The organism is Pseudomonas hefeiensis (genome assembly GCF_030687835.1).
In the GTDB taxonomy this organism is placed as follows: Bacteria; Pseudomonadota; Gammaproteobacteria; order Pseudomonadales; family Pseudomonadaceae; genus Aquipseudomonas; species Aquipseudomonas hefeiensis.
The window spans coordinates 819,405-839,100 of sequence record NZ_CP117449.1 but is presented as its reverse complement, the minus strand read 5'-3'; the positions used below and the strand labels follow the sequence as shown (position 1 = coordinate 839,100).

General features: G+C 61.6%; 18 protein-coding genes and 2 pseudogenes. 5 read left to right on the top strand and 15 right to left on the bottom strand.

Features of this window, described 5'->3' with window-relative positions; genetic code table 11:
* Positions 1-822: 822 nt before the first annotated feature.
* The 12 genes and pseudogenes from lipA to PSH57_RS03510 all read right to left on the bottom strand — a co-directional run bounded on the left by lipA (position 823) and on the right by PSH57_RS03510 (position 12,293).
* A complete protein-coding gene (gene lipA / locus PSH57_RS03565; RefSeq protein WP_047229497.1) occupies positions 823-1,845 on the bottom strand; it encodes a lipoyl synthase in 1,023 nt (340 codons plus the stop codon).
* A gap of 1 nt (position 1,846) precedes the next feature.
* Positions 1,847-2,494, bottom strand: coding sequence for a lipoyl(octanoyl) transferase LipB (gene lipB / locus PSH57_RS03560; protein ID WP_305387863.1), 648 nt, complete (start codon positions 2,492-2,494; stop codon positions 1,847-1,849).
* Positions 2,494-2,769 (bottom strand): DUF493 domain-containing protein, encoded by a 276-nt coding sequence (locus PSH57_RS03555; protein ID WP_047229495.1) that lies wholly within the window; start codon positions 2,767-2,769, stop codon positions 2,494-2,496. The genes lipB and PSH57_RS03555 overlap by 1 nt, the downstream gene beginning before the upstream one ends.
* Positions 2,770-2,850: 81 nt before the next feature.
* Positions 2,851-4,008, bottom strand: coding sequence for a D-alanyl-D-alanine carboxypeptidase family protein (locus tag PSH57_RS03550; protein WP_305387861.1), 1,158 nt, complete (start codon positions 4,006-4,008; stop codon positions 2,851-2,853).
* A 170-nt stretch (positions 4,009-4,178) separates the two neighbouring features.
* Complete coding sequence (locus PSH57_RS03545; RefSeq protein WP_305387859.1) at positions 4,179-5,204, bottom strand: septal ring lytic transglycosylase RlpA family protein; 1,026 nt, start codon at positions 5,202-5,204, stop codon at positions 4,179-4,181.
* Entirely contained in the window at positions 5,204-6,214 is a 1,011-nt protein-coding gene (gene mltB / locus PSH57_RS03540; RefSeq protein WP_305387858.1) for a lytic murein transglycosylase B, read from the bottom strand. The genes PSH57_RS03545 and mltB overlap by 1 nt, the downstream gene beginning before the upstream one ends.
* A gap of 17 nt (positions 6,215-6,231) precedes the next feature.
* On the bottom strand, positions 6,232-7,335 hold the full coding sequence (gene rodA / locus PSH57_RS03535; RefSeq protein ID WP_214964344.1) for a rod shape-determining protein RodA: 1,104 nt from the start codon (positions 7,333-7,335) through the stop codon (positions 6,232-6,234).
* A 31-nt stretch (positions 7,336-7,366) separates the two neighbouring features.
* On the bottom strand, positions 7,367-9,262 hold the full coding sequence (gene mrdA, locus PSH57_RS03530) for a penicillin-binding protein 2 (protein WP_305387857.1): 1,896 nt from the start codon (positions 9,260-9,262) through the stop codon (positions 7,367-7,369).
* Positions 9,263-9,272: 10 nt separating this feature from the next.
* Positions 9,273-9,740, bottom strand: coding sequence for a 23S rRNA (pseudouridine(1915)-N(3))-methyltransferase RlmH (rlmH, locus tag PSH57_RS03525; protein ID WP_003185785.1), 468 nt, complete (start codon positions 9,738-9,740; stop codon positions 9,273-9,275).
* Between the two features lie 9 nt (positions 9,741-9,749).
* Complete coding sequence (rsfS, locus tag PSH57_RS03520; protein WP_305387856.1) at positions 9,750-10,244, bottom strand: ribosome silencing factor; 495 nt, start codon at positions 10,242-10,244, stop codon at positions 9,750-9,752.
* 72 nt (positions 10,245-10,316) lie between these two features.
* Positions 10,317-10,991, bottom strand: coding sequence for a nicotinate-nucleotide adenylyltransferase (gene nadD / locus PSH57_RS03515; protein WP_256231876.1), 675 nt, complete (start codon positions 10,989-10,991; stop codon positions 10,317-10,319).
* A gap of 28 nt (positions 10,992-11,019) precedes the next feature.
* Positions 11,020-12,293 (bottom strand): annotated as a pseudogene (locus PSH57_RS03510) (glutamate-5-semialdehyde dehydrogenase).
* A 186-nt stretch (positions 12,294-12,479) separates the two neighbouring features.
* Here PSH57_RS03510 and PSH57_RS03505 point away from each other — a divergent pair.
* Complete coding sequence (locus PSH57_RS03505) at positions 12,480-13,160, top strand: DNA-3-methyladenine glycosylase (protein ID WP_305387853.1); 681 nt, start codon at positions 12,480-12,482, stop codon at positions 13,158-13,160.
* Between the two features lie 177 nt (positions 13,161-13,337).
* Entirely contained in the window at positions 13,338-14,654 is a 1,317-nt protein-coding gene (locus tag PSH57_RS03500; protein ID WP_305387851.1) for a bifunctional DedA family/phosphatase PAP2 family protein, read from the top strand.
* Positions 14,655-14,808: 154 nt separating this feature from the next.
* Here PSH57_RS03500 and PSH57_RS03495 read toward each other — a convergent pair whose 3' ends face one another.
* The 3 genes and pseudogenes from PSH57_RS03495 to PSH57_RS03485 form a co-directional block, all read right to left on the bottom strand.
* Complete coding sequence (locus tag PSH57_RS03495; RefSeq protein WP_305387850.1) at positions 14,809-15,399, bottom strand: LON peptidase substrate-binding domain-containing protein; 591 nt, start codon at positions 15,397-15,399, stop codon at positions 14,809-14,811.
* A 10-nt stretch (positions 15,400-15,409) separates the two neighbouring features.
* A pseudogene (locus PSH57_RS03490) lies at positions 15,410-16,128 on the bottom strand (LrgB family protein).
* Positions 16,125-16,490, bottom strand: a complete 366-nt coding sequence (locus PSH57_RS03485) for a CidA/LrgA family protein (protein WP_305387846.1) — start codon at positions 16,488-16,490, stop codon at positions 16,125-16,127. Before PSH57_RS03485 ends, PSH57_RS03490 begins: the two are co-directional and overlap by 4 nt.
* A gap of 193 nt (positions 16,491-16,683) precedes the next feature.
* Between PSH57_RS03485 and PSH57_RS03480 the strand changes: the two genes are divergently transcribed.
* The 3 genes from PSH57_RS03480 to PSH57_RS03470 all read left to right on the top strand — a co-directional run bounded on the left by PSH57_RS03480 (position 16,684) and on the right by PSH57_RS03470 (position 19,624).
* Positions 16,684-17,139, top strand: a complete 456-nt coding sequence (locus PSH57_RS03480; RefSeq protein ID WP_092394624.1) for a MaoC family dehydratase — start codon at positions 16,684-16,686, stop codon at positions 17,137-17,139.
* 97 nt (positions 17,140-17,236) lie between these two features.
* A complete protein-coding gene (locus tag PSH57_RS03475) occupies positions 17,237-18,955 on the top strand; it encodes a C13 family peptidase (protein WP_305387845.1) in 1,719 nt (572 codons plus the stop codon).
* Between the two features lie 27 nt (positions 18,956-18,982).
* Positions 18,983-19,624, top strand: coding sequence for an oxidoreductase (locus PSH57_RS03470; RefSeq protein ID WP_305387844.1), 642 nt, complete (start codon positions 18,983-18,985; stop codon positions 19,622-19,624).
* The last annotated feature ends 72 nt before the right edge of the window (positions 19,625-19,696 follow it).

The window sequence follows — 19,696 nt, the reverse complement described above, 5'->3', positions numbered from 1 at the left end:
CCGGGGGAAGAGGCCAGCAAAGCCAGTATCCATGTAACTGAACCACCGCTTTCGCGAGCAAGCCCGCTCCCACACGTGATCTTCAGCAACCACAAAACTCATGTAAACCGCAGACTCACTGTGGGAGCGAGCCTGCTCGCGATGAGGCCAGTAAAGCCAGTATCCATGTAACTGAACCACCGCTTTCGCCAGCAAGCCCGCTCCCACACTTGATCTTCAGCAACCACAAAACTCATGTAAACCGCAGACCCACTGTGTGCGAGCCTGCTCGCGATGAGGCCAGTAAAGCCAGTATCCATGTAACTGAACCACCGCTTTCGCCAGCAAGCCCGCACACGTGATCTTCAGCAGCCACAAAACTCATGTAAACCGCAGACCCACTGTGGGAGCGGGCTTGCTCGCGAAGAGGCCAGCAAGCCCAACACCCATGTGACTGAACCACCGCTTTCGCGAGCAGGCTCGCTCCCACAGGGGAAACGCGATACCCCCAAACCAGGCCGGCTGTCAGGCCGCCTCGCGGTGGACGTTGATCTGGGGCGCCCCGTTAACCACGCTGGCTGAACGCAGGCATTGGTTCGTGGGCAACCCGGCATGGATGCCGGGTTAGCCGCGCTGGGCCATGGATGGCCCTTCGCGGCGGCCCACGGAGCAATGCCGGAGTGAGGGCACACCGAGCCTAAGCGAGGTGCCGAGTGGTGGGGCAAAGCGTTTTTGGTTACTTTTGGCGCTTTTCAAAAGTGACCCGCCGTAAGGGCGGAACCATAAGTAGCCGTTACCGAAGAAACGGATATACACACCACTCCAAAAACCAACGCTAGAAAATCAAGACCCGAGCAACTCAGCCTTAACCAACTTCGCCTGCTCATCCGCATGATACGAAGACCGCACCAACGGCCCGGAAGCAACGTTCTTGAAGCCCATCTTGTACCCTTCCTCAGCAAACCAGGCAAAGGTATCCGGGTGCACAAACCGCTGCACCGGCAAGTGACTACGCGAAGGCTGCAGATACTGGCCCAGGGTCAGCATATCGATGTCGTGCTCGCGCATGCGCTTCATGACTTCGATGACTTCTTCGTCGGTTTCCCCCAGGCCCAGCATCAAGCCGGATTTGGTCGGAATGTGCGGCATCATCTGCTTGAAGCGTTGCAGCAGGGTCAACGACCACTGGTAGTCCGAACCCGGACGCGCAGCCTTGTACAGGCGCGGTACGGTTTCCAGGTTGTGGTTGAACACATCCGGCGGCTCGGCGGCGGTGATTTGCAGTGCGATGTCCATGCGACCGCGATAGTCCGGCACCAAAGTCTCAAGCTGCACGTTCGGCGACAGCTTGCGGATCTCGCGGATGCAGTCAGCAAAGTGCTGGGCACCACCGTCACGCAGGTCGTCGCGGTCCACCGAGGTGATGACCACGTACTTGAGCTTGAGGTCGGCGATGGCAATGGCCAGGCTTTCTGGTTCGTTCACGTCCAATGGCTTTGGCCGACCATGGCCGACGTCACAGAACGGGCAGCGACGGGTGCAGATGTCGCCCATGATCATGAACGTGGCGGTGCCGCCGGAGAAGCATTCCCCCAGGTTCGGGCAGGACGCTTCTTCACAGACGCTGTGCAGTTTGTGTTTGCGCAGCAGCGCCTTGATGCGGTCGACTTCCGGCGAAACCGGGATGCGCACGCGGATCCAGTCGGGTTTCTTCGGCAGTTCGGTGGTCGGGATGATCTTGACCGGGATGCGTGCAACTTTCTCGGCGCCGCGCAGCTTTACGCCGGCCTCGACCTTGGCACGCGGGGCGGGACGCTCGGTAACATCCAGCGTCGGGATCATGGTTTGCACAGCATCAGTAGTCATATCAGTCGATTCCGCCCGTGAGGGTCGTCTGCTCAGCGTAGTCGAGGTGTTTGACGAGCTGCGCGCGCAGCCGGGCACTTACCTCGGCAAATTCAATCGATCCTGTGTGATCGCACAGCTGGGTCATCGCCAGCCCCGCATAGCCACAGGGATTAATCCTTCGAAACGGCTCCATGTCCATGTCCACGTTCAACGCCAGGCCGTGAAACGAACAACCATGGCGGATCCGCAAACCCAGAGAAGCAATTTTCGCCCCGTCGACGTAGACACCCGGAGCATCCGGCTTGGCCGCTGCTGTCACGCCGTAGCTGGCCAGCAGTTCGATCAGGCAGGTCTCCATGCGGGTAACCAGCTCGCGTACGCCGAACCCCAGCTTGCGTACGTCCAGCAACAGATAGGCCACCAACTGTCCGGGGCCATGGTAAGTCACCTGGCCACCGCGGTCGGTCTTCACCACCGGGATATCTCCTGGCAGTAACAGGTGTTCGGCCTTGCCGGCCTGGCCCTGGGTGAACACCGGCGGGTGTTGCACCAGCCAGACTTCATCACCAGCGGTGGTGCCGCGGTCGTTGGTGAAGCGTTGCATGGCCTGCCAGACTGGCTCGTAAGCCATCTGGCCCAGCTCGCGAAAGCCCAGCGTGCCCGGCATCACAACACCATGTGCACGAACCCGGTCGCTCGCAACTCGCTGTTGATGTCGTACAGCTGTTCCTGACCGGTGGCAATGATGTGCAACTGAATCGTCGTGTACTTGCCGTTGGTACTCTGGCGTTCGGCCAGGGTCTTGTGATCAACGGTGGCGTGTTTTTCAAGAATCGCGATGATCTTGTCCTTGAAACCCACACCAGTGTCGCCAATTACCTTGATCGGATAATCCTCGCAAGGGAACTCGATCTTTGGCGCCTTTACTTCTGAGTCTGTCATGGCGTAACGGCCTCGTAAGCCGTGATAACGCACATGGCCCCGTACCGGACAGGAACGGGGCCATGCAGGTCAACACTTCAATCAGTTGAACAAGCCGTAGAAGAATAGACGGATGCTATCCCACATGCGGCGGAAGATACCACCTTCCTCGACCGCGTCCAGCGCAATCAGGTCGGCACTGTGCACCACTTTGTCGTCCAGTTTGACTTCCACCTTGCCGATCACGTCGCCCTTGGCGATTGGCGCGATCATCTGCGGATTCATGGTCATGGTTGCAACCAGCTTTTTGAGCTGGCCTTTCGGCAGGGTCATGGTCAGGTCTTGGGCCAAGCCGGCCTTCACCTGATTGGTGGTGCCTTTCCACACCTGGGCCTGAGCCAGTTCGGTGCCTTTCTGGTAGAAGGTCTGGGTTTCGAAGAAGCGGAAACCGTAGGTCAAGAGCTTCTGGGTTTCGGCGGCACGGGACACTTCGCTGTTGGTGCCAAAGACCACGGCGATCAGGCGCATACCGTCACGAACGGCCGAAGACACCATGCAATAGCCGGCCTCTTCGGTGTGGCCGGTCTTCAGGCCATCGACAGTCTTGTCGCGCCACAACAGCAGGTTGCGGTTAGGCTGCTTGATGTTGTTCCAGAAGAATTCCTTCTGGGAGTAGATGGCGTAGTGCGCCGGGTCTTCGTGAATGATCGCTCGCGCCAGAATCGCCATATCGTGAGCCGAGGAGTAATGCTCCGGGTTCGGCAAGCCGGTCGGGTTCATGAAGTGGCTGTTGGTCAGACCCAGGTCGCTGGCGGTTTTGTTCATCATGTCGGCGAACGCATCTTCGCTGCCGGCGATGTGCTCGGCCAGGGCGACGCTGGCGTCGTTGCCGGACTGGATGATGATGCCGTGCAGCAGGTCGCTGACGGTCACTTGCGAGCCGACCTTGATGAACATCCGCGAACCGCCGGTGCGCCAGGCGTTTTCGCTGACGGTCACCGGATCGTTTTCACCGATCTGGCCGCGACGGATTTCCAGGGTGGCGATGTAGGCGGTCATCAGTTTGGTCAGGCTGGCCGGAGGCAGGCGCTGGTCACCGTTGTTCTCCACCAGGACCTCGCCGCTGCTGGCATCCATGAGCACAAAGGATTTGGCGGCCAATTGAGGAGGGGCGGGCATCATCTCGACCGCGAACGCAGCAGGTGAGAGAAGCAGCGGGACTAGCAGGCAAAGGCGTTTGGCAAAGGTGGTGATGTTCATCCGTCTCTCGAAATCGCTAATGGAAACTGCCCGAAGGCAATACTAAACAGGCAACCTTCTAACGGGTCGCCGCGTATTTAAGCTGCTCACTCACATCCCTTGCCGGGCTTTTGTTATTCATGGAGCCAACAACCTGGCCCGCTCCAACCGCTAGCGGGCCTTCAATCAAATCATTCCGCGCTGACCACGCTCGGCGAACCGAGATTAGCCAAGCGCACACTGTTCTGCACCTGCTGGACTTCATCCGGCGAACCGATCGGTCCCAGGCGTACCCGATGCAGTGTCTGCTGGTTGCGCACGATGGAGCTGATGAACACCGGCGCGCTGACCATCGAGCTGAGCTTGGATCTCAACAGTTCGGCAGCGTCCGGGTTGGCGAACGCGCCGACTTGCAGATACTGGCCAGACGCTGTTGCAGAAGCGTTTTTTTTTGCGTCGATCGGCACAGGCACCACGGTCGCGGCGTGTTGCTGCGGCGGTGGGGACCATTGCTCGACCGTACCGGTGGAAGCCGTTACGGTCGGCGCGGCAGTTTGCGCCACTTTCGGCTCGTTGAGCATCAAAGGCGCCGGACGGCCCCGTTTTGCCCACCATTCCTGCGGATCGATGCCTTCTACCTTGACCCGCGCGGTGCCGGATTCAGCGTAACCAAGTTTTTTCGCCGCCGCATACGACAAGTCGATGATGCGGTCGGAATAGAACGGCCCACGGTCATTGACCCGCAGGATCACTGCCTTGTTGTTGTCCAGGTTGGTCACCCGCACATAACTGGGCAGTGGCAAGGTCTTGTGGGCCGCGCTCATGCCATACAGGTCATACACCTCGCCATTGGCGGTGTTCTGGCCGTGGAACTTGGTGCCATACCAGGACGCCGTGCCCGAAGCGACGTAACGCTTGGATTCGGCCATCGGGAAATACGTCTTGCCCAGCACCGTGTACGGATTGGCCTTGTAGGGGCCGGTGTGCAGAGTTGGCGTGGCGTCGGGAATGCGTGAAACATCCACGTCCCACCACGGCGCGCCGTCCTTGTGGGCCCGGTTGATGTCCAGGCCCGGTGTGGCGCGCACGGCAGTGGAGCTTTTCTGGGCCGGCGGGCGACTGGTGGAGCAACTGACAACCAGCAACGATAGCGCAGCCAGCGCTACCAGTTTCAGGGGTCCGGCTTTCAGGGGTTGATAGGTAGGCAATGCCCGCATTATTTGACGCCCCGTGCTTTGACCAGCTCTTCAGACAGCTGATGCACGGCCATGGCGTACATCACACTGCGGTTATAACGCGTAATCGCGTAGAAATTCTTCAGGCCCATCCAGTACTCGGGGCCTTGTTCGCCTTCCAGGCGAATCGCGGTGACTAGCATGTCGTCACGCAGCGCATCATGACTCGACCAACCCAGCGCCCGCAACTCCCCGACGGTTTTCGTCGGCTCGATGCCTGTGGTCAGGCCCTCGTCGACCTGGTCACCACGCACGTCTGCACGGCTGACCACCGGCTCGCCAGACTCCCAGCCGTGGCGCTTGAAATAGCTGGCAACACTGCCGATGGCGTCGGTCGGGTTGGTCCAGATATTAATGTGGCCATCCCCGTCGAAGTCCACCGCGTAGGCGCGGAAACTGCTGGGCATGAACTGCGGCAGGCCCATGGCCCCGGCATAGGAACCCTTGAGGGTCAACGGATCGACCTGTTCCTCGCGAGCCAGCAGCAAGAACTCGCGCAGCTCCTTGCGGAAGAACTCGGCGCGCGGCGGATAATCGAAGCCCAGGGTCGACAGCGCATCGACCACCCGGAAATTCCCGGTATTGCGACCAAAAAAGGTCTCGACACCAATAATAGACACGATGACCTGGGCCGGCACGCCATACTCCTGCTCGGCGCGAGCCAGCACGGCCTCGTGCTGGCGCCAGAAGTCCACACCCCGGGCGATGCGGGCTTCGGAGATGAACATCGGCCGATACTCGCTCCACTGCTTGACCCGCTCGGCAGGCCGGGAGATCGCGTCGAGAATCGACTGCTTGCGCTGAGCCTCGCGGAACACGCCCATCAGCTGTTCACCGGCAAAACCGTAGTCGCGGGTCATCTCACCAACGAATTCGGCTACTTGCGGCGAACCTTCATATTCGCCGGCCAGGGCGTGCGACGCACCGCCCAGGAGGCCGACCAGGCCGACCCATGGCGCATATCGCGTCGACCAGCCACGCATTGCTTGCATTGAACTCTTCACCTTATTCAAACCTGCGCGATCCACTTGCGATGGGTATGGATCGACATCAAAACCCCAAACGCTGACAGTAGCGTCACCAGCGAAGTTCCTCCGTAGCTAATGAATGGCAACGGCACCCCCACGACCGGCAACAGGCCACTGACCATACCGATATTGACGAAAACATAAACAAAAAACGTCATGGTCAGACTGCCCGCGAGCAATTTGCCGAACAATGTCTGGGCCTGGGCCGTAATCACCAGACCACGGCCGATCAACAACAGGTAGATCAGCAGCAACACGCAAATACCCACCAGACCGAACTCTTCGCCCAACACGGCGATGATGAAGTCAGTGTGGCTTTCCGGCAGAAAGTCCAGGTGCGACTGGGTACCCAGCAACCACCCTTTGCCGAATACCCCGCCGGAACCGATGGCGGCCTTGGACTGAATGATGTTCCAGCCGGTGCCCAGCGGATCACTCTCCGGATCGAGGAACGTCAGGACCCGCTGCTTCTGGTAGTCGTGCATCACGAAGTACCACATGGCCACGGACACCGGCACGGCGGCTGCGATCACGCTGAGGATCCAGCGCCAGCGCAACCCGCCCATAAACAGCACGAAGGCGCCGCCGGCCAGAATCAGCAACGAGGTGCCAAGATCCGGCTGGCGCACGATCAGGATGAACGGGACCCCAATCAGCAGCAAACTGATGCCCACGTGCTTGAGCTGCGGCGGCAAGGTGCGTTTGGACAGGTACCAGGCGATGGTCGCCGGCATGATGATTTTCAGGAACTCGGAAGGCTGGAAGCGGATCACTCCGGGAATGTTGATCCAGCGCGTCGCCCCCATGGCGTTATGGCCCATGATGTCCACGATCACCAACAAGACCACGCCACCCACATAGGCCAGGGGCACCCAGCGTGCCATGAACCGAGGTTCCAGTTGAGCGATGAGGACCATGGACACCAGGCCAATGCCAAACGAAGTGGCCTGCTTGGCCAGCAGGTCCCAGTTCTTGCCGCTGGCCGAATACAGCACGAACAGGCTGCCGGCGGCCAATGTCAGCAGCAGGATCAACAACGGGCCATCAATGTGCATGCGCTGCAGCAGGGTGGCGCGACGACGCATCACATCTTCGCTGGAGAGGATCCGGTCGAAATTATTCTTCACGGGCCGTAGCCTCCGCAGTGGTGGGGCTTGCGTATTCGGGCTTGAGCTGGCCGTGTTCATCCAGCAGCCAGGCGTCCATGATCTGGCGCACAACCGGCGCGGCAACGCCGGAGCCGGACTCGCCGTTCTCGACCATCACCGCCACAACGATTTTCGGGTTTTCAGCCGGCGCAAAACCGACGAACAAGGCATGGTCACGGTGGCGCTCCTGGACCTTGGAGCGGTCGTACTTCTCGCCCTGCTTGATGGCGACCACCTGGGCCGTACCGCTCTTGCCGGCAATCCGGTATTGCGCACCGATGGCGGCCTTGCGCGCGGTGCCCCGGGCACCATGCATCACCTGCTGCATGCCGATATTGACCTTCTGCCAGTCCGACGGATTACGCAGGATGATGTCCGGCACCGGGTTGGGGTCCACGGGCTTCTGGCCTTCGATGGTCTTGGCCAGGTGCGGGCGATACCACTTGCCTTTGCTCGCCACCAGGGCTGTGGCCTGGGCCAGTTGCAGCGGCGTCGCCTGCATGTAGCCCTGGCCGATTCCCAGGATCAGCGTCTCACCCGGGAACCACGGCTGGCGTCGGGTCGTCCGCTTCCACTCCCGGGACGGCATCAGGCCCGGCGACTCTTCGAACATGTCCAGGGAGACTTTCTGACCGAGCCCGAATTTGCCCATGTAAGACGCCAGCCGGTCGATCCCCAACTTATGGGCCAGGTCATAGAAGTAGGTGTCGTTGGACCGCATGATCGCCGTTTCCAGGTCCACGTACCCGTCGCCGCTACGATTCCAGTTGCGATACTTGTGGTCGTAGTTCGGCAGTTGGTAATAGCCGGGGTCGTAGACCCGGCTGGAGGCGGTGATCACACCCGAGTCCAGCCCGGCAATCGCCACGGCCGGCTTGATGGTCGAACCCGGCGGATAGAGGCCGCGCAGCACGCGGTTGAACAGTGGCCGATCGATGGAATCGCGCAACTCGGCATAGGCCTTGAAACTGATGCCGGTGACGAACAGGTTCGGGTCGAAACTCGGCTGGCTGACCATCGCCAGGACCTCGCCGGTGTTCGGATCCAGCGCCACGACAGCGCCGCGACGCCCGCCCAACGCGGCTTCGGCGGCTTCCTGCAACTTGATGTCCAGGCTCAGAACGATGTCCTTGCCGGGGATCGGGTCGGTGCGCTTAAGCACCCGCAACACGCGGCCACGGGCGTTGGTCTCGACTTCCTCATAACCCACCTGGCCGTGCAGCTCGGCCTCGTAGAAGCGCTCGATGCCGGTCTTGCCAATGTGGTGGGTACCGCTGTAATTGACCGGATCGAGGTTCTTGAGCTCTTTTTCGTTGATCCGTCCCATGTAGCCAACCGAGTGGGCAAAATGCGCCCCTTGAGGGTAGTGACGCACCAACTGCGCCACCACCTCAACGCCCGGCAGGCGGAACTGGTTCACGGCGATCAGGGCGATCTGCTCTTCGGTCAGCTCGAACAGGATCGGCACTGGCTCGAACGGGCGCCGCCCCTGGCGCATGCGCTTCTCGAAAATCGCCCGGTCCTCGGGTGTCAGTTGCAGCACTTCGACGATCACGTCGAGCACTTTCTGCCAATCCCCGGACCGCTCACGGGTCACGCTCAGGCTGAAGCTGGGCCGGTTATCAGCCACCACCACGCCGTTGCGGTCGAAAATCAACCCGCGAGTCGGCGGAATCGGCTGCACATGCACGCGATTGTTTTCCGACAGGGTCGAGTGGTACTCGTACTGAATCACCTGGAGGAAATACAGGCGCGCGATCAGCACACCAATCAGCGCCACGACCGCAATTGCACCGAACACGACGCGACCACGCACCAGGCGGGCGTCTTTTTCGTGGTCCTTGATGCGGATCGGCTGAGGCATGAGGGCTGGATTACTTGTGGTAAGGGTGCCCGGACAGGACTGTCCAGGCACGATACAACTGTTCGCCGATCAGAATCCGCACCAGCGGGTGCGGCAACGTCAAAGGCGACAACGACCAGCGCTGATCGGCCCGGGCACAAACCTCCGGCGCCAACCCTTCCGGGCCACCGACCATGAAGTTGACCGTGCGCGAGTCCAGCCGCCAGCGATCGAGTTCGACCGCCAGTTGCTCGGTGCTCCAGGGTTTGCCGTGCACTTCGAGCGTAACGATCCGCTCGTTCGGCCCGACCTTGGCCAGCATGGCTTCGCCTTCCTGACGGATAAAGCGCGCCACATCGGCGTTCTTGCCGCGGGTATTGAGCGGAATTTCCACCAGTTCCAGAGCCAGCTCGGAAGGAAGACGCTTGGCATATTCATGCCAGCCTTCTTCCACCCACTTGGGCATGCGGGAACCGACGGCAATCAGGCGCAGTCGCACAGCGATCCCTTATTGCTGGTCTTTGTTGAGCTTGGTGAAATGCTCATGGGTGTTTTCCGGGCTGTGGTGCGCGGCGCTGGCCGAACGGCTCTGCTCGGCACCGGCCCACAGGCGCTCCAGGTCATAGAACTGGCGTGCCGAGGCGGTCATCATGTGCACGATGACGTCGTCCATATCCAGCAACACCCAGTCGCTGTCGCCCTTGCCTTCTTCACCCAATGGCTTGACGCCCTGGGCCTTGACCGCTTCGCGAACCTTATCCAGCATCGCGCCGATCTGGCGGTTGGAGGTACCGGTGGCGATGATCATGTAGTCCGTGATGCTCTGCTTCTCGCGAACGTCGATCACCTGGATGTCCTGGGCCTTGACGTCTTCCAGGGCCGCCACGGCAACCTTGACCAGCTCGTCGCCGGCCAGTACCACGCCAGTATGAGCTTCTACGGGAAGCGGGGCGCTCTTGAACGTGCCCTTGCGCTTTACTTTGCTTACGTCTTTGTCAGTCATATAAAACTCGTTTTGCTCGTATGTTCGGGCGCTTCGCTACACGCATTCACGTGCCTTGAAGCGCGCCCTTTTTCAGTTCGACGCACGGTACAGCCCGTGCGCATCGATGTAGGCCAGGACCGCGTCGGGCACCAGGAAACGTACCGACTTACCGCTGGCCAGCAGTTGACGGATCTGGGTGGCGGAAACCGCGAGCGGCGTCTGCCAGACGAATGCAATCTGTCCGCTCGGCCCTTTCAGGGCCAGCGGGTCGCTCACCGAGCGCGCCGCCAGCAGGTTGCGCAAGGCATCCGGCGGCTCGCTGTCGGCATCCGGGCGTTGCAACACCAGGATGTGGCAATGCTGGAGCAACTCTTCCCAGCGATGCCAAGTGGGCAGGCCGCAAAATGCGTCCCAGCCCAAAAGCAGAAAAACCTGGGCATCGGCGGCCAGTTCGGCGCGCATCAGCTCCAGGGTATCCATGGTGTAGGACGGTTTGTCCCGCAGCAATTCGCGGGCGTCCACCACCAACGGCGCCACACCGGCCACCGCGCACTCGACCATCGCCAGACGGTCTTGAGCCGATACCTGCGGCGTATCCCGGTGAGGCGGCCTGGCGCTGGGCGTCAGGCGTAACTCATCGAGGGCCAGGGCATCGGCGACTTCCAGCGCACCGCGCAAATGGCCGATGTGCACCGGGTCGAACGTGCCGCCCAGGATGCCGATGCGCTTTGGCGCGGTGGTCGCCGTCACAGCGGTCGTAGTCACAGAGGCCAGTGGGTCGAGATCGCCCAAGTCAGACCGGCTCCTGTCCGCGCAACTGGCCGTCACCGACCACGATGTACTTCTCGCAGGTCAAGCCTTCGAGACCCACCGGGCCACGGGCGTGCAGCTTATCAGTAGAAATGCCGATCTCGGCACCCAATCCGTATTCGAAGCCGTCGGCGAAACAGGTCGGAGTGTTGATCATCACTGACGCCGAGTCCACTTCGGCCACGAAGCGCCGGGTTTCGCCCTGGTGTTCGCTGACGATGGAGTCGGTGTGGTGGGAACCATGGCGATTGATGTGCTCGATGGCCTGGTTCAACCCGTCGACCACACGGATCGACAAGATCGGCGCCAGGTACTCGGTGTTCCAGTCCTCTTCGGTGGCCTCTGCCGCCTCGATGATTGCCCGGGTGCGCTGGCAACCGCGCAGCTCGACGCCTTTTTCGCGGAACTGGACGGCCATCGCCGGCAGGAAGTCCTGAGCGACGGCCTGGTCCACCAGCAGGGTTTCCATCGCGCCGCAGATGCCATAGCGGTAAGTCTTTGGCGTTGAAGGCAATGCGCTGGGCTTTGGGCAGCTCGGCGTGGGCGCTGACGTAAACGTGGCAGATGCCGTCCAGGTGCTTGATCACCGGCACGCGGGCGTCGCGGCTGACCCGTTCGATCAGGCCCTTGCCGCCACCGGGGCACGATGACGTCGACGAACTCGGGCATGGTGATCAGTGCGCCGACCGCGGCGCGGTCAGTGGTTTCCACCACTTGCACCACGGCAGCCGGCAGATCGGCTTCGGCCAGGCCGCGCTGGATGCAGGCGGCAATCGCGCGGTTGGAATGAATAGCCTCGGAACCACCGCGCAGGATGGTCGCGTTACCCGACTTCAAGCACAGGCTGGCGGCGTCAATGGTCACGTTTGGCCGCGACTCGTAGATGATGCCGACCACACCCAGGGGCACGCGCATCTTCCCGACCTGGATACCCGACGGCCGATAGCTCATGTCGCGGATCGCCCCGACCGGGTCCGGCAGCGCCGCGACCTGGCGCAGACCGACGATCATGCCGTCGATGCGCGCCGGGGTCAGCGCCAGGCGTTCGAGCATGGCCGGCTCGAGGCCGTTGGCCCGGCCCGCGGCCAGGTCCAGCTCATTGGCGGCGGACAACTCGGCGCGAGCAGCGTCCAGCGCATTGGCGGCGGCCAGCAGGGCGCGGTTTTTCTGCGCGGTGCTGGCACGGCCGATGATGCGCGACGCCTGGCGAGCGGCGCGACCCAGGCGGGTCATGTAGTCAAGAACGGACTCAGTCATGGTCTGTGTGGTCTTGGCAAAGGGGAAAGCGGCAGATTATAGCTGTCGTATCCCTCGACTAACAGCGTGGACTCACAGTGGTGACCGGCGGAAGACCAAAACCTGCGCAAATAGTCGCTGTTCAGCACTGATTAAGCTTTCCATTGCTATGATCGCGCTTCCTTTGGCCTCACTTCGTCTCACGCCATGACCGATTCGCCGCCACTGCCAAACGCCCTTCCCCACGGTTTTTTTGATCGCGATGCCCAGGTGCTCGCCCGGGACCTGCTGGGCAAAGTCATCCGCCACAAGGTCGGTGACTTGTGGCTCAGCGCACGGATCATCGAAACCGAAGCCTATTACTTCGCCGAAAAGGGCAGCCACGCTTCGCTGGGCTACACGGAAAAACGTAAGGCTTTGTTTCTGGATGGCGGCCACATCTATATGTATTACGCCCGGGGTGGCGATTCACTGAATTTCAGCGCCCACGGCCCCGGCAATGCGGTGCTGATCAAATCGGCGTACCCGTGGGTCGACACTATTTCCGGGCCGGCGAGCCTGGCGCAGATGCTGCTCAACAATCCCGATGCCCAAGGTCGCCCGCGCCCCTCGCAAAAGCTTTGCGCCGGCCAGACATTGCTGTGCAAGGCCCTGGGGCTGAAAGTGCCGCAATGGGACGCCAAACGCTTCGACCCCGAGCGCTTGCTGGTGGAAGACGTGGGCGTGCCGACGGTCAATGTGATCCAGACCACCCGCCTGGGCATCCCACTGGGGCGGGACGAACACCTGTTCTACCGCTTCGTCGACGCCGCTTACGCACCCTGGTGCACGCGGAACCCGCTGCGTCGCGGACAGGTCGAAGGGCGGGATTATTTTTTGTTGCCCTGATGAAATACCGCATCCCCCTGTGGGAGCAGGCTTGTGGGAGCAAGGCTTGCCCGCGATGCAGGCGACACGGATCGACAGTAAGGTCGCGTCATCGTTCGTCGCGAGCAAGCTTTGCTCCCACAAGCTCTCCCCACAGTAAAAAATGCATGCCCATCACTATTCAATGGAGTTGTTTTTATGGGCCCATGGCTCGATAGCATCACCGGCTGGCTGACCGCCAACCCGCAATGGCTGGCGGCGGCGGTGTTTATCGTTGCGTGTGTGGAGTGCCTGGCCATCGCCGGGCTGCTCGTGCCGGGTACGGTGCTGTTGTTTGCGGTCGCGGTACTGGCCGGCAGCGGAGCGTTGTCGCTGGGCGAGACATTGCTGCTGGGCCTGCTGGGCGGTTTGCTGGGGGACTTGGTGTCGTATTTCCTGGGCAGGCATTTTCACCAGAACATCCGGCGCCTGCCGGGGTTGCGGCATCACCCGGAATGGATGAGCGCGGCGGAAAGCTATTTCCAGCGCTATGGCATCGCCAGCCTGCTGGTGGGGCGCTTCATCGGCCCGTTACGGCCAATGTTGCCGATGGTGGCCGGGATGTTCGACATGCCCTTCCCGCGCTTCGCCGCCGTCAGTCTGCTGGCCGCCGCCGGCTGGAGCGTGGCGTATCTGTTGCCAGGCTGGGCCACTGGCGCAGCGATCCGCCTGCCGTTGCCCGAAGGTTTCTGGCCGCAGGCCGGTGTCGTGATTGGCAGCATCGCGGTGATGATCGGGTTGAGTGTCAACAGCAGCCTGCGGCGCCATCGACATGCCGCGGCGCTGATTGCAGGCCTGGGCCTGTTGATTCTGATCGGGCTGTTCATCGGCTTTCGCTATCTCACAGCGTTCGATCAGGGGCTGGTGGCTCTGGTCCAGGAGCATCGCAGCCCGACCCTGGATGAAATCGCCGTGACCTTCACGCTGATCGGCGAATTCCACTACATGTTGATTTTCAGCGCCTTGCTGACCGGGCTGCTGTTACTGGCGCGCCAATGGCGCCAGGCAATCTTTGCCGGGGCCACGCTGCTGTTCACCGCCCTGGCCAATACCGGCACCAAGCACTTTTTCGCCCGTGTACGCCCGGAAGTCCTGACCGAGCCGCTGACCAGCTACAGCATGCCCAGCGGTCATGCCTCCGGCGCCTTTGCCCTTTTCCTGGCCCTGGCCGTCCTGGCCGGACGCGGACAACCGCCACGCCTGCGCCTGACCTGGCTGTTGCTGGGCTGTTTGCCGGCGTTGGCCATTGCCTTGTCGCGGGTGTACCTCGGCGCCCATTGGCCGAGCGACATCGTCGCCGGCGCCATGCTCGCCGCCTGCGTCTGCGCGGCGGTGCTGTGGCTGAGCCAGCGCCAGACCCCGCTGCCGGCCATGCCGCCGAAAATCTGGTGGTTGATCCTGCCGGCGATGGTGGCGGCGTTCAGCTTCTTCGCACTGCGGCACCTGCCCAATGGGCTGCTGCGGTATGCCTATTGAGCGGCGGGCCAATGAACACCGGAGATCCATGTGGGAGCGGGCTTGCTCGCGAAGGCGGGGGGTCATTTAACACCTGTGTCGGATGACCCACCGCTTTCGCGAGCAAGCCCGCTCCCACAAAGGATCAGTGTTGTTCAGTGAAATATGAATTGGGTCAGGCGAAGAGTTCGCCCTGCAACTCATCGAGCAGGACCTGGATCGCATCCAGCCGCTGCTGCGGGTCATCGAGCTGCAGCAGGTCGAGCTTGTCCAGCTCATTGAAGGGCAGCAGGTAGGCCAGTTGATTGGCGAGCGACTGCTGGCCGGTGGCTTCGGTGCCCATGTTCAGGGCCTCGACCATCGGATGTTCGGCCAGGGCCTTGAGCAGCGCCACCAGGTCAGCATCCTCATCCTGCAGCGGCTGTTCCGGTTCATCCTCCAGCCACTCGACTTCAGCGACGGTCAGTTGATCGGCCTGGACACTGCTGCGGTGTACGATAAAACGTCGTCCACCCTGCACGCGGATGCCCAGCAGACCGTTGTCCTGTTGGGAGAAATCGGTGATTCGCGCTTCACAACCCACCCGCGCAAATCCGTCAGGAGCGATGCCGACTTCCTCACCATCAAGGATGCACACCACCCCGAACCCCTCGCCCATTTTCATGCAGCGACCGATCATGTCGAGGTAACGCGCCTCGAAAATCTGCAAATCGAGGATGCAACCGGGGAACAGTACCGTGTTCAACGGGAAAAGCGGCAAGCTCATAAGCAGTTCCTTAAACCGTCATCGACACCACCAACGGCAGCAACACCGCCGTGGCCACGCCCATCAGACTCATCGCCAGCGCCGCAAAGGCGCCGGACTCTTCGCTTTCCTGCAACGCCACGGACGTGCCAACCGCGTGAGCGGTCAAGCCCAGGGCCATGCCACGGGCTTCAGGGCTATGGACACCCAGCTTCGTCAGAATGCTCGGGCCCAGAATCGCCCCCGAGCACCCCGGTGATCAACACAAACACCGCCGCCATGGCCGCTACGCCGCCGATCTGCTCGGCCACCAGCATGGCGATCGGCGAAGTCACCGATTTGGGCGCCATGGTCATCAGGATCATGTGTTCGGCGCCAAAAGCCCAGCCCAACACCACCGCAGAGGCCGTGGCGAACACCCCGCCTATCACCAGCGTAGTAAAAATCGGCCAGAACAATTGCCGGATCCGTCGCAGGTTCAAGTACAAGGGCACCGCCAGCGCGACGGTGGCCGGCCCCAGCAGAATGCTAAGAATTTCCGTGCTCTCACGGTACTCGGCGTAGCTGATGCCGCAGCTGACCAGCACCACCGATCAGCAGCAACATCGACATCAGCACCGGCTGCAGGAACACCCAACGGGTCTTTTCGAACGCCGCCAGCACCAGTTGATAGGCGCCCAGGGTAATGCCGATACCGAACAGCGGATGATGGATCACCGAGCTCCAGGCGCCCTGCCAATCAAGCATCATTGCCCATCCTCCGACTCGAGGGTGTGACGCCGGGCCAGGCGTTGCATCAGCACGCCGGTAAACGCCATGGACAGGATCAACGACAGCACCAGTGCGCCGACAATGGCCCAGAAATCGGCGGCAATGGCCCGGGCGTACACCATCACCCCGACCGCTGGCGGCACCAGCAGCAACGGTAAGTAACGCAGCAGGCTGCCGGCTGCCAGGTTCAGTGGCTCGCCGACTTCACCACGGATGACCAGATAGCCCAGCAGCAATAGCAGGCCAATGATCGGCCCCGGCAACACCGGCAGGAACAAATGATTGATGGCGGTGCCCAGCAATTGGAACAGCACCAGCCAGGTCAGGCCCCGTAGCAACATCCTTCATCTCTCCCCTGCAACACGTACTCAAACAATGCGCGCGCATTATAAGCACGCCCGCGCTATGGGTCGGCATTCGTAAAAAGCATGGTCGATGACCTTCCCTGCCCGTCATGTTGATCTACAGTGGTTCTCCGGGGACGCCGATCCCCGTTCCAAAAAAGACAAAACCGATGAACCAAGGAGAGTCTCAATGCCCTATGTTCCCGTTGCAGCGCTCAAAGATTATGTCGGCAAGGAACTTGGACGTTCCGAATGGCTTACCATCGATCAGGAGCGCATTAACCTGTTCGCCGAAGCCACTGGCGACTTTCAGTTCATCCACGTCGATCCGGTCAAGGCCGCGCAGACACCGTTTGGCAGCACCATCGCCCACGGTTTCCTGTCGCTGTCGCTGATGCCCAAGCTGATGGAAGACATCCTGATCCTGCCCGAAGGCGTGAAGATGGTCGTCAACTACGGACTGGACAGCGTGCGTTTCATCCAGCCCGTGAAAGTCGACTCCAAGGTCCGCCTCAAGGTCGACCTGGTGGACGTTACCGAGAAGAAACCCGGCCAATGGCTGCTCAAGGCCACCGCTACCCTGGAAATCGAGGGTTCGGACAAACCGGCCTACATCGCTGAACCCCTGTCGCTCTGCTTCGTGTAGCCCCTCGTGGATGCGAAGCCGCTGCGGCAGTTTCGCATCGCTTCTCCTGACGCGCATAGCTGCGGCATACTCGTGACCTGATGACTTGGATCCCGTTATGCGCTCATTTGCCCTCTTGGCCCTGACCCTGCTGCTCACCGCTTGCGGCGACGGCGAATCGCTGTTGCCACCCGACGCGCGCCTGCCCGACGGCGGACGCTATCGCGGCGAGCTGGTGGACGGATTGCTGCAAGGCCAGGGACGTGTCGACTACCCCAACGGCAGTTGGTACGCCGGGCAGTTCGACAAAGGCCAGTGGCACGGCACCGGGGAATGGCACGGCAGCAATGGCGAGGTCTATCGCGGCGAGTTCCAGCAGGGCCTGTTCAACGGCCAGGGTAGCCTGACCACGCCCACCAGCAGCTACACCGGCGGCTTCAAGCAAGGCCGGCGCGACGGTGAGGGCATGCTCAAAGAACACGGGATGATCTACCGCGGCGAATTCAAGGCCGACCGCTATTCCGGCTTCGGGCGCCTGGAGCTTGAGGACGGCAGCCAGTATCAGGGGCCGTTCGTCAACGGCAAGCCCAACGGTGAAGGCCAGCGTTTCGACGCCAGCGGCAACCAGTTCACCGGAAATTTCGTCGATGGCCAGCTCCAGGGCAAGGGCACCTTCAACAGCGCCGAGGGCGATGTCTACATCGGCGGTTTCAAGAACAATCAGCTCAGCGGTCGCGGTCGCTATGAAAATGCCGACGGCGATGTCTGGATCGGCCAGTTCAAGGAAGGCGCGCTCACCGGCAAGGGCCAACTGATCGGCGCCGACGGCAGCCACTACCTCGGCCAATTCAATGACTGGCGCTTTAGCGGCCAGGGTCGCCTGAACCTGCCCGACGGCAGTTTTTATATCGGCCAGTTCGAGAACGACACCTACCACGGGCGCGGCACTCTGGCGCTGACCGATGGCACCGTGCAAAGCGGCACCTGGGCCAACGGCCTGCGAGTGCGTGACGCTGGCGGCCGACTGTTGCCGGATGTGCTCGAACTCGGCCTCCTGGCCCAGGGGCGCCTGCTGGAAAATGCCCTGGCCAATATTCCGGCCTCGACGCCCGCGGTGGAGCTGTACAGCCTGACGGTGGGCGGCGACGGCAAGCAGAGTGTGTTCCTGCGCGAGTCCGACTACGTCGCCAACATGCTCACCAGCCGTTTTGGCGCGTTCGGCCAGATCCGCCTGGTCAACCACCGCGATCACCTCGGTGACCGGCCCATGGCCACTCGCGAAAGCCTGCGCCGCGCCGCCAGCACCTTGGCCGAACGCAGCGGCCCGGAAGACCTGATCTTCATCTACCTGACCAGCCACGGCACCAGCGAACACGAACTGGTGCTCGACCAACCGCGCATGGAACTGGCCGACCTGCCCGCCGATGAACTGGCCGTGGTACTGGCGCCGCTGAAGGATCGCGACAAGATCGTGGTGATTTCGGCGTGTTATTCCGGCGGTTTCATCCCGGCGCTCAAAAATGAACGCACCTTGATCATGACCGCTTCGCGCGCCGACCGGGTGTCTTTCGGCTGCTCCGAGGAGGCCAACTTCACCTACTTCGGCGACGCGCTGTTCGCCCAGGCACTGAACCAGACCGACGACCTTGAGCAAGCCTTCAAGCGCGCCAAGGCCACCGTTGCCGAGCGGGAGCAGGCGGACAATTTCGAAGCCTCCGAACCGCAGATCTGGGCGCCCAGGACCGTCCTTTCTCATTGGCAGCTATTGCGCAAGCAACAAGCGCGCAAAGCATTACAAAGTACGGCATTGAACGACGAGGCCCAAAAGAGCAACTAAGCTGAATCGTATCAAGGGGGAAACACTATGTACTTGACGCCTCAGCATGTTTTGCTTGCCGGAGCTACCGGGCTGACCGGGGAACATCTACTGGACCGGCTGCTCAACGAACCGACCATCACACGTGTATTGGCGCCTTCACGCCGGCCGCTGGCCGAGCATCCACACCTGGAAAACCCGGTCGGAGAACCGGCAGAACTGCTGTCCCGCCTCAGTGGCCAGGTGGACATCGCTTTTTGCTGCCTTGGTACGACCATCAAGAAGGCCGGTTCGGAACAGGCGTTTCGCGCGGTGGACCTGGACCTGGTAGTGGCCTTCGCCAAGCGCGCCCGGGAGCTGGGCGCAAGGCACCTGATTGTGATCAGTGCGCTGGGGGCTGACCCGACCTCTTCGATCTTCTACAACCGGGTCAAGGGCGAAATGGAAGCCGCCCTCAAGGCCCAGGACTGGCCACAATTGACCCTTTGCCGCCCTTCCCTGCTACTGGGCGAACGCACCGAACCGCGGTTGGCCGAACAATTGGCCGGCCCCTTGTCGAGGCTGATCCCCGGCAAGTACCACGGCATCGAAGCCTGCCAACTGGCCCGAGCCATGTGGCGCCTGGCCCTGGAAGAACAGGAAGGGGTGCGGGTGGTGGAGTCGGATGAGTTGCGTAAGCTGGGCAAATAAAGTGACACCTGGGACAGCGCGATCATTGTGGCGAGGGGATTTATCCCCGCTGGGCCGCGAAGCGGCCCCAAC

What these genes read in the sequence shown, in the direction of transcription:
- lipA (WP_047229497.1), bottom strand. Translation starts at nt 1,845, where the DNA reads ATGACTACTGATGCTGTGCAAACCATGATCCCGACGCTGGATGTTACC.
- lipB (WP_305387863.1), bottom strand. Translation starts at nt 2,494, where the DNA reads ATGCCGGGCACGCTGGGCTTTCGCGAGCTGGGCCAGATGGCTTACGAG.
- PSH57_RS03555 (WP_047229495.1), bottom strand. Translation starts at nt 2,769, where the DNA reads ATGACAGACTCAGAAGTAAAGGCGCCAAAGATCGAGTTCCCTTGCGAG.
- PSH57_RS03550 (WP_305387861.1), bottom strand. Translation starts at nt 4,008, where the DNA reads ATGAACATCACCACCTTTGCCAAACGCCTTTGCCTGCTAGTCCCGCTG.
- PSH57_RS03545 (WP_305387859.1), bottom strand. Translation starts at nt 5,204, where the DNA reads ATGCGGGCATTGCCTACCTATCAACCCCTGAAAGCCGGACCCCTGAAA.
- mltB (WP_305387858.1), bottom strand. Translation starts at nt 6,214, where the DNA reads ATGCAAGCAATGCGTGGCTGGTCGACGCGATATGCGCCATGGGTCGGC.
- rodA (WP_214964344.1), bottom strand. Translation starts at nt 7,335, where the DNA reads ATGCGTCGTCGCGCCACCCTGCTGCAGCGCATGCACATTGATGGCCCG.
- mrdA (WP_305387857.1), bottom strand. Translation starts at nt 9,262, where the DNA reads ATGCCTCAGCCGATCCGCATCAAGGACCACGAAAAAGACGCCCGCCTG.
- rsfS (WP_305387856.1), bottom strand. Translation starts at nt 10,244, where the DNA reads ATGACTGACAAAGACGTAAGCAAAGTAAAGCGCAAGGGCACGTTCAAG.
- PSH57_RS03505 (WP_305387853.1), top strand. Translation starts at nt 12,480, where the DNA reads ATGACCGATTCGCCGCCACTGCCAAACGCCCTTCCCCACGGTTTTTTT.
- PSH57_RS03500 (WP_305387851.1), top strand. Translation starts at nt 13,338, where the DNA reads ATGGGCCCATGGCTCGATAGCATCACCGGCTGGCTGACCGCCAACCCG.
- PSH57_RS03495 (WP_305387850.1), bottom strand. Translation starts at nt 15,399, where the DNA reads ATGAGCTTGCCGCTTTTCCCGTTGAACACGGTACTGTTCCCCGGTTGC.
- PSH57_RS03485 (WP_305387846.1), bottom strand. Translation starts at nt 16,490, where the DNA reads ATGTTGCTACGGGGCCTGACCTGGCTGGTGCTGTTCCAATTGCTGGGC.
- PSH57_RS03480 (WP_092394624.1), top strand. Translation starts at nt 16,684, where the DNA reads ATGCCCTATGTTCCCGTTGCAGCGCTCAAAGATTATGTCGGCAAGGAA.
- PSH57_RS03475 (WP_305387845.1), top strand. Translation starts at nt 17,237, where the DNA reads ATGCGCTCATTTGCCCTCTTGGCCCTGACCCTGCTGCTCACCGCTTGC.
- PSH57_RS03470 (WP_305387844.1), top strand. Translation starts at nt 18,983, where the DNA reads ATGTACTTGACGCCTCAGCATGTTTTGCTTGCCGGAGCTACCGGGCTG.